This is a genomic window from Moorena sp. SIO3B2 (assembly GCF_010692525.1).
GTDB lineage: Bacteria > Cyanobacteriota > Cyanobacteriia > Cyanobacteriales > Coleofasciculaceae > Moorena > Moorena producens.
In genome coordinates this window covers 1-1,175 of sequence record NZ_JAAHHE010000945.1, presented here as the reverse complement: position 1 = coordinate 1,175, position 1,175 = coordinate 1, and the positions used below count along the sequence as shown (strand labels likewise).

Here is a 1,175-nt window from a genome sequence, read left to right as displayed (position 1 = left end):
CAAATGGCTACGATCCTCCCTGGTCATCAGGTGTGCAAGAATCTGGCTGGATGGCTTATGGGAAGCATATCGCGGCTCGGCTCAACATCACCCCAAAGGATTCATTGTTGGAAGTTGGGTGTGGTGCAGGTGCTTTTCTCTATCCGTTTTACCAACAAGGAAACCCCGTCGCGGGAATTGACTACTCAGCTAACTTGGTCAAGATTGCCCGAGCGGTCATGCCCCAAGCCACGATCAGCCTAGGAGAAGCCATTGATCTACCAAGAGACCGTCAATTCGATGTTGTGGTGTCAGGGGGGGTCTTCCATTATTTTCCAACCTATGAGTATGCAGCAGAGGTGCTCCGGGGCATGGTTCAAATCGCCCAGAAAAGTATCGGCGTTCTTGATCTTCCTGATCTGTCTAAGCAGGAAGCAGCAATCAGTGCCCGGAAAGCAGCCATCGGAGATGCGGAATATGAGGAGAGGTATCGGGGACTCGATCATTTGTACTACAGCAAGGACTGGTTCCAACAAGTTCTAGCAACTGAGTCGGTTCAGGTAACGACTGAAGATCAGTGCCTTCAAGCCTACGACAATAGCAAATATCGTTTCAATGTCTTGATTCATAAACACTAATGGAAGTAGAAACAGCTGTTATTCTAGCTGCTGGTATGGGCATTAGACTGCAGGAACTAGGGCAATCGACTCCTAAAGGGTTTCTCCAGTTGGGAGAGCAACCCATTATTGAGGAATCGATAGAGCGCCTGACTGCCTGCGGTATGCAGCGCATCATCATTGTCACTGGTCATTTATCTGACTTTTATGAGCGTCTGCAGCAACGTTTTAATGACCAGATATTGACGGTTCATAACCCACACTATGCCGAATCAGGTACCATGTATTCCCTCTATTGTGCCCGTGATCTGATTGAGGGTGATTTTCTGTTGTTGGAATCAGATCTGATTTACGAACAGCGTGCTTTGACAGCAGTCTTGAACTTTCCTAAAGACAATGTCGTCTTGCTATCTGGTCAAACCAATGCTGGTGATGAAGTGTATGTAGAAACTTCAGGTGAGACAATCGTTGCGATGTCTAAAAATAAGGCTGAACTGGGGAGTCAAATTGCCGGTGAATTGGTCGGTATTTCCAAAATATCCCAGCCTTTGTTTCAAAGTATGTTGGCCCAAGCCACCG

General features: G+C 47.3%; 2 protein-coding genes. Both read left to right on the top strand.

The window, feature by feature from the left end:
• On the top strand, window positions 1-617 hold a 617-nt coding region (locus tag F6K38_RS44795; RefSeq protein ID WP_287360921.1), incomplete at its 5' end, for a class I SAM-dependent methyltransferase.
• Window positions 617-1,175: phosphocholine cytidylyltransferase family protein (locus F6K38_RS44790; protein ID WP_287360918.1), on the top strand; the 559-nt coding region annotated here is incomplete at its 3' end. The genes F6K38_RS44795 and F6K38_RS44790, both read left to right, overlap by 1 nt.